The following is a 7,256-nucleotide window of genomic DNA, read 5'->3' as shown; positions in this document are numbered from 1 at the left end:
CTCGGCCGCCTACACCGCGGACGGTGAGCTGGCCCTCCTGACCACCGAAGGAAAGCTGCGCTGGCTGGCCCATTAGGCGGTCGCGCGCGAAACTCGTGGCGACGTCGATGGTCATCCCGCGACAATGGCCGACGTGGAGAAGGCCGAGGTCGTCGTCGCCCATCACGAGCACGCGACTTCTGCCTGGCCCTGGACCTGCCCCTGGCGCGCCAGCCCTCCTCATGCAGCGCAAGCGGTCAAAGGGACATCAACCCGCGAACCGCCCTCTGAGATCGCGCAGGCCAGGTAGCGGGGGGTTCTGGCCCAGAGCCTTCCTCAACCCCGCGTCAGCCAGACGTTTAAAAGCCCTGGCGGCTTACTCTCAGAAAGTAGATCAGAGGTTGAGGATATGCTGCTGAACGGTCGGCCATTCCGTCCCAAGAGCTTCTTTGGCAAGCTGAAGCGAGGACAGTTTGGGGTTGCTCTGTTCGATCTCTCTGAGCGCGACTCGGACGGCAATCCCAGCCCTCCATCGCAACCTCATGAGCCCAGAGTTCGCAGCGGACGATTCATATTCATTGGTAGCCTGCAGCCAATCTCGCCCGAGGCGAAGTGTGCGGTCCATGACCTCTGTGTGGAGCGCCTCCTCGGGGACATGCCCCGAGCCGTAAGCGCTACGGGCCTCTGCAATCTCCGGCCATTCAAAGCCGAATTTCGCGACAAGCAGGTCGATAATCCGGAAGAGAAGTTCAGACTTCTTGCTGTGCGGCCACGCATCCGGTGGATTCGGAATAGTCGGCGGTGAAGCGATGGCATCACCGTATGCCGAATCGCCGACGCCGACCGGAACGTCGACGTAGACGACTTCGTGGGTTGAATTCAGCCACTCTTCGGTGATGCGGAGCCCTGACCGGGCTTCCAGAATCGCCAGCGCCGCCGCCTTCTGTGCGAGAACGCCAGCAGGACTGTCCTCGGAAAATTGGTGGATGAATTGCAGCTCTTGGCTGAGCGCTTCCGGATTGGTTCCGCCGGCGAGCTCGCGCGAGAAACCTTCGGGGAAGTACGCGACGATATCCCCGTCCTCGGCATACGCAATGGCCTCCCAAGTTCTGCCGCCCCACTCGATTCCCAGCGCCGACGCACCACTGCTCAGAGCGCGGCAATAGTCTCTCAAGGAGGCGGATTCAGAGGACAGGTTGAGGATCGATACCGTCCCGTCTCCTGCGGACCGATGGACAAAGAATGCCACTACCGGACAGTGCAGCGTTATCGGAAGTTCGTATCCGTCTTCTTGGCGAACCTCTGGCGGAGTCCCACCCGCGAGGACTTCGTGGATATCGTCGATCTCAATCGATTGTTGAGCTTTTGGCGTGACAGAGATCCACCACATTCGATCGGATAGCCACTGAGCAGAGCTGGAACGCAGCAAGCGCAGGTAGTAGTTTGTCGCAGCAAGATCGTACATGGTGCCTGATACTACTCCTCGATAAGTCGATCGGGAAGATGGTTCATGCCGAGCCGGCCCGGGAGCGCTGAAGCTTCCGTTTCGGCACCCGGGCCGGCTCAAACAGGGAGTGCTTATCGCTTGACGCTAGAAGGCGTCGCCCGATGCTTTACCGTCTGCGATCATCCCAATCTTGGTATTCCTTGGTGGGATTGCCGCAAAGTTGCTCGATCGGTCGCACGTCGATCTTGGTCTTGAACCGGACAAAGAACGGATCGCCATGCAGGATTCGGTCTCGAAGATAGAATCTCTTGTCGAGCGCGTCGCCGGCCTTTTTGTTGTCGTCGTTCGCTATGGGACAGACGGAGAACTTATCGGGATTGGCCGGCTTGTCGCCGTCCCAGAGCGAGGACCATTCCCATCGCTCATACGTGGAGGCGAAGGGGTATTCATCGCATTGACGGGTTTGGTTCTGCGTGTAGTTTACTCCCCAGATCTCTATGCACTTCGGTCTCGTATACTTTCTACGATAGGCGTCGGCGAGGTCGCCTGAGAGCCTGTGGAGCCATGCCCTGCTCTTATCCTCGCCGCCGCATCCCTGGATGATGGTCTTCCCCGCCCCTCCTCCGGGGCCGACGTAGCCGAGAGGCTTCTCGTAGGTGTCGTTGGGATCGTTGCACGCCTTGTAGTAATGCTCGTATGCCTCGTCATAGTCTGATCCGGTGCTGAACACGATCGAGGGGACGACACTGTCGAGGATGCAGCCACCATCGCCTGCGATGTAGCTGGCGCTGTCGCACCGAACAATGGTGCGATCCTCGAGCGGTTTCCCTGAAACCGAGTAATAGCCTTGGATGCCCGGCCAGGTCGGCCAGTTCACATACGTACGGAAGCCGTCAATTGTTACGGCCTCCACGTTTTCCTTGTCTTCCGTCTTGGCGGGACTTCCGTTGTCGTGCACTTCCCAGACGAGCGTCCGCTTCGGATCTGCTTTCTCCTTGGGGCAGCGCAGCCGGAACCGCGCAGTACCACCGTCCCAGCTATTTATCGACTTGGTGCGGTGATTGACGTTCGGGCTGCCTCCGAACTCGGTTACGTGCTGGCATCGAGTGCCCACCGGATTTACGCCGATCGTCATTTGGCGCGAACCGATGCCTACGTTATAGATGTCGTCGAGTTGGGTATCCAGATAATAGACGTCAACCACGATGTCTCGTGATGTGGCGCCCTTTGCTTCATCCGCGCCCAGACTGCCCTTGCCGTGGAAGGTCTGGACAATGGTCATCACCTTTCCCTTTGCCTGGCAGAAGGTGATGCGACAGTTAGGGGTGGAGCTGTCTATCGCCGAAACGTCGCCGATGGAGCACCAGGCATAGTGGTTTTTGATCCAGCCCTGCGGACGACCCGCTTTGGCGATTTCCTTATTGCATTCGTCAGGGGTAATGCGATCGAATTCATAAATGGGAATCGGGTCGTCCGCGGCTGGCGCACTCTGGACGACGGCATTGTCGAGTTTACGCTGGGTTGGGCGAGTATCAGCAGGGGTGGCTGCAGGGATGCTCACGCTGATGGTGTGCCAACCAGTCCAGGCGCCGTTGGCACCAGGGGCGGTCGCGCGGGCGCGCCACCTCACCAAATCGCCGTCTCCTAGCCGCCCACCGGGAACCTGCAGCGTCACCCGGGAGTCGGCGCGCTTGGCGGTGGCCTGACCTGACCAGACCAGTTGTTTGCCCTCAGTGGTCTCGTCCGTCTTGACGAACTTGCCGGACTTGCTGGCCTTGGCGGGGATGCGGGAGATTTCCATCTCCACTTTCGCCTCGCCGTCGCGCTGGGCGGGCAGCCAGGTGGTCAGGCGGGGGGTGAGGATGGAGGTGACGGTGACGCCGTCTATGGTGCGGCTGTCGTCGACCGTCAGCTTCGCGATCCCGGCGTGATCCGCGGTGGCCGTGTTCAGCCTTGGTGCTGTGCTGGTCGCCGCGGCGCCGATGGGGGTGTTCATGTCGGTTTGGATTTCGGAGGCGGTCTGGACGCGGTTGTAGATGCGTACGTCGTCGATCAGGCCGCTGTAGAACTCGTCCAACCAGATGTTGTTGCCGCCGAGGCGTAGTGCACCGCCGTTGTCGGCGAGGTTGCCGGTCATGGGTGTCTGGTCGATCTGGGTACCGTTGAGGTACAGGGTGACGATGGTGCCGTTGTAGGTGACGGCCAGGTGACTCCATTGGTTGACCGGCAGCGCATCGTCACCCACCACCGACTTGGAGGTGGTGGCGTTTTCCAGCCAGCCCAGGGGGACGCCGCCGTAGGAGGCGTACAGGCCGTAGGCGTGGCCGTTGGTGTTCTCTTTGGACAGTACGGTGCGCCAGCCGGCCACTGTGGCCGGTTGGACCCACGCCGAGAATGTCAGTGTGTTCGTCAAGCGCAGCGACTGGGCGTGCGGGACGGTGACCCAGCTGGAGGTGCCGTTGAAGGACAGGGCCTTGCCGTGCTTGCCGTTGGCCCAGGTGGTGTCGGTGGCGGCTCCGGTGTTGTTCTGCCCGGAGGAGTCGCCCACGGTGGTGCCCGTGCCCTCGTCCATGCCGTACGCGGCCACCAGGCCCGGGTTCGCCGGCGGGGCGGTGACGGTGGCCGAGGCCTCGTTCGAGGACGGGCTGAGGTTGCCGGCCGCGTCGGCGGCGCGGACCCGGTAGTAGTACGTTCCCGCTGACAGGCCCGCGTCGGTGAACGTGGTGGCCGGTGACGAGCCGACCTGGTTCGCGGCCGACGGGGTGAAGGCCGGCGTGGTGGAGCGGTGGACGGTGTAGGCGTGCACGCCCACGTTGTCCGTTGAGGCCGTCCAGGTGAGCTGCGCGCTTCCGGCGGCGTCCGTCGCGGCGAGCGAGCCGGGCGCGGTCGGCGCCTGGGTGTCCGTCGGCGCCGTCTTGCCGATCGGGGTGGTCATGTCGGTCTGGATCTCGGTGGTGGTCTGCGCGCGGTTGTAGATGCGCACCTCGTCGATCAGGCCGCTGAAGTACTCGCTCCACATCTGGTTGCCGCCGATGCGCAGCGGGCTGCCGTCGTCATACAGGCTGTCGCTGAACGGAGTTTGGTTGACCTGCTGGCCGTTGACGAACAACCGCAGGTACGTGCCGTCGTAGGTGAGCGCCAGGTGGCTCCAGGTGTTGACCGGCAACGGGGAGGTACCGGCTACGGTCGAGACGGCCTCCGGCTCGGGCTGCGCCCAACCAGAGGGGACGGAGTCGCCGTTGGCGGCGTACAGGGTGTACGAGACGCCTCCCTCGCTCAGCTCCTTGCCCACCACGGGGCTCCAGTTGGTCACCGAGGCCGGGTTGACCCAGGCCGACAGCGTCATCCCGCTCTCCAAGCGCAGCGAGGCGGCGTCCTGGGCGGTCACCCAGCTGGAGGTGCCGTTGAACAGCAGCGCTTTGCCGTACTTTCCGTTCTGCCACGAGGTGGCAGTGGCTGTTCCGGTGTTGTTGTGGCCAGAGGAGTCGCTCACGCTCGTCCCGACACCCTCATCCATGCCGTACGCCGCCACGAGCCCGCTCGGTGGTTTCGCACCCGTGGTGAACGACCAGCTGTACGGCGCGGCCAGGGAGTTGCCCGCGAGGTCCTTCGCGCTGGACACCTCGGCGGTGTAGGTGGAAGTCTCGGTGAACGGCTGTTCAGGAGTGAAGGTGAGCACTCGGTCGGTGGTATCCATCACCGATGATCCGGCAATCGCGGATCCGCCGGAGTCCTTCAGCGTGAACTGGGCGTCAGTGACCACTTCGCTGAATGTCACTGTGACCGGGGTGGTGACTGGAACATCGGTGGCCGCGGCCACCGGGCTCACCGAAGACACCGCCGGTGGCGTGCCGTCAGTCGTGAACGACCAGGAGTAGGAGGGCATCGCGTTGCCCGCTGCATCCTCCACCCCACTCAGCTGGGCAACGTAAACCGACCCTGGCGTCAAGGACGTTGTTGGAGTAAATCCAACGAAATCCGCAGCCTGGCCGGTAATTTTGCTTCCGAGGACAGCGTTTCCCGCGGAGTCCTTGAGGGTTATCTCCGCCTTCGATACGTCTTCGCTGAACACAGCCCAGACATCAAGCTTGGTCGCCGTGTTGGTTGCATCTCTGGCGGGCGACGTTGTTACGACGCTTGGCGGAGCTGCATCGGGTTGTGGTTCCTCGACAGGCGCAGGACCGTTCAGAAGATCTTCTGCCGAGGTGGAGATGTCCTGGCCGGAACGGAGCCTGAGCTCCGAGGCCTTCTCCCACGAAACATCTTCAGGGCTTGGAAGAGCAGTCGCAGAGCGTCCCTTTGCTGGGTCGTCCGCGAAGGCGCGAATCTCATCCGCCGTCGTCGGATGGGGTTCTCCGGGATAAAGCCAATATCCAATGTTCGGCACCGGCGGCGGAGGCGCTTCGAAGTCAACGGTGAGGATGGGCGGGTGGAGTTGCCCCTTGCACTCCTCCAGCGGGGTGCTCCTGCAGCCGCCTGCCTCGTCGGTCCGGTAGCGGCGCCAGTTGGTGGTGTCCGACTCGCTGCCGGAGGTGAGCTGGACGCCGTAGTTGGAGGCACCGTCCGACCAGGCCTGGACGATGTCGTCGATCGAGTAGACCAGGTCCCATTCCTTGCCTGCCCAGCTTGCGGCTCCGCTGGTGCAGTTGGGGCTGTAGGCGGCGCCCTCGGTGATCTGGCCCGTTGAGGTGACCGACGGCTGGCTGTTCCACGTCATGGTCGCTTCGTCCCAGGGGGACGTGACCTGCCGGGTGGTGATCCCGGAGCCGATGTAGGTCCCGCAGTCGTTGGACAGGTGGTTCCACAGGATAAGGTCGGCGTTCTGTACCTTGAGTCCGCGGAACTCGGCGGGCATGTCGGGGAACTTGATGTAGCTGCGCCAGCGGACGGTGCCGCTGTTGGACTTGCCGACCAGGATCCGGTCCAGGTTGAAGTTGTACCAGCTGTCCTGGTAGTCGGCGTTGTTGACGAAGGTGTCCCAGCCCTGCTTGGGCAGACCGCCTGCGCCGGTGTGGGTCTCCCACCAGTCGGCTGTCACGGCCGCCATGGTCAGGGGATAGGTGACCGCAGGGTCAGCGAGAAACGCGGCATCTGGGGCGAACACCAGCGACTTACCGTCGTCATCGAGGCTGATCGCGGCTTTGCCGACCTTGCCTTCGTCGATGGGGGCGTAGGCGTCGGCGGCCGTGGCGTCCTGCAGGAGCGTCGGCCGCAGCTCGGTCAGCGTCTTGCCGTCCTTGCCCACGATGACGGGCCGGCCCTGCGCGTTCTTGCCGAAGGAGAGCCCGGCGGGCAGTGCCACCGGCATTTTGAAGGTGACCGGACCGCTGGGCCGTTCGGTGATGACGACCTGCTGCCGGAAACCGGTCGCGGTCGCGGTCACCAGGAGGTCGCGGCCCTTGCCATAGGCGTCGGGGTAAGTGGCGGTGTTGCCCTTCAGCTGCGGCTCAGGCAGTGCCGAGGGTGTGCTGATCTTCGCCGTGGCGTCGTCCGCCGCTGCCTCGGCGCCGGTCGCCTGGCTCTTGAGCAGGGTCTTGTCCCGGCCCGCGGACAGAACGAGGTCGCCGAGCGTGGCCTTGGGCTTGATGGCGCCGTCCGCCTTGACGAGGGTGGTGTCGATCGGCGTGAAACCCTTGCCGTCGGCGTTCCTCTTCCGGAACGGCTGGGCGCTGGACTCCATCCGGATCGTCTTGCCGTCCGGGTTGGCGTAGAAGGTGGTGCTCTCCGAGCCCATCGACTCGACCTCGACGCGCCGGTTCTCCTTCTTGGCCTGCGCCAGCGCTTTTTCGGTCGGCGTCGCGGGGGTGCTCGGGGGTGATGTCGTGGGGGG

The 7,256-nt window shown here is 63.5% G+C and carries 2 protein-coding genes; both read right to left on the bottom strand.

From position 1 onward, the window contains the following. Nucleotides 1-373: 373 nt before the first annotated feature. Nucleotides 374-1,444, bottom strand: coding sequence for a hypothetical protein (locus tag ETD86_RS51280; RefSeq protein WP_138673880.1), 1,071 nt, complete (start codon nucleotides 1,442-1,444; stop codon nucleotides 374-376). A gap of 148 nt (nucleotides 1,445-1,592) precedes the next feature. Then, the gene (locus ETD86_RS51275) at nucleotides 1,593-7,160 is read right to left on the bottom strand and encodes a LamG-like jellyroll fold domain-containing protein (RefSeq protein ID WP_211370859.1); all 5,568 of its coding nucleotides are present in this window, start codon (nucleotides 7,158-7,160) and stop codon (nucleotides 1,593-1,595) included. Nucleotides 7,161-7,256 lie beyond the last annotated feature (96 nt).

It is taken from the genome of Nonomuraea turkmeniaca, assembly GCF_005889735.1.
Taxonomy (GTDB): domain Bacteria; phylum Actinomycetota; class Actinomycetes; order Streptosporangiales; family Streptosporangiaceae; genus Nonomuraea; species Nonomuraea turkmeniaca.
This window is presented reverse-complemented; position numbering and strand designations above follow the sequence as displayed.

What these genes read in the sequence shown, in the direction of transcription:
- ETD86_RS51280 (WP_138673880.1), bottom strand. Translation starts at nt 1,444, where the DNA reads ATGTACGATCTTGCTGCGACAAACTACTACCTGCGCTTGCTGCGTTCC.
- ETD86_RS51275 (WP_211370859.1), bottom strand. Translation starts at nt 7,160, where the DNA reads ATGGGCTCGGAGAGCACCACCTTCTACGCCAACCCGGACGGCAAGACG.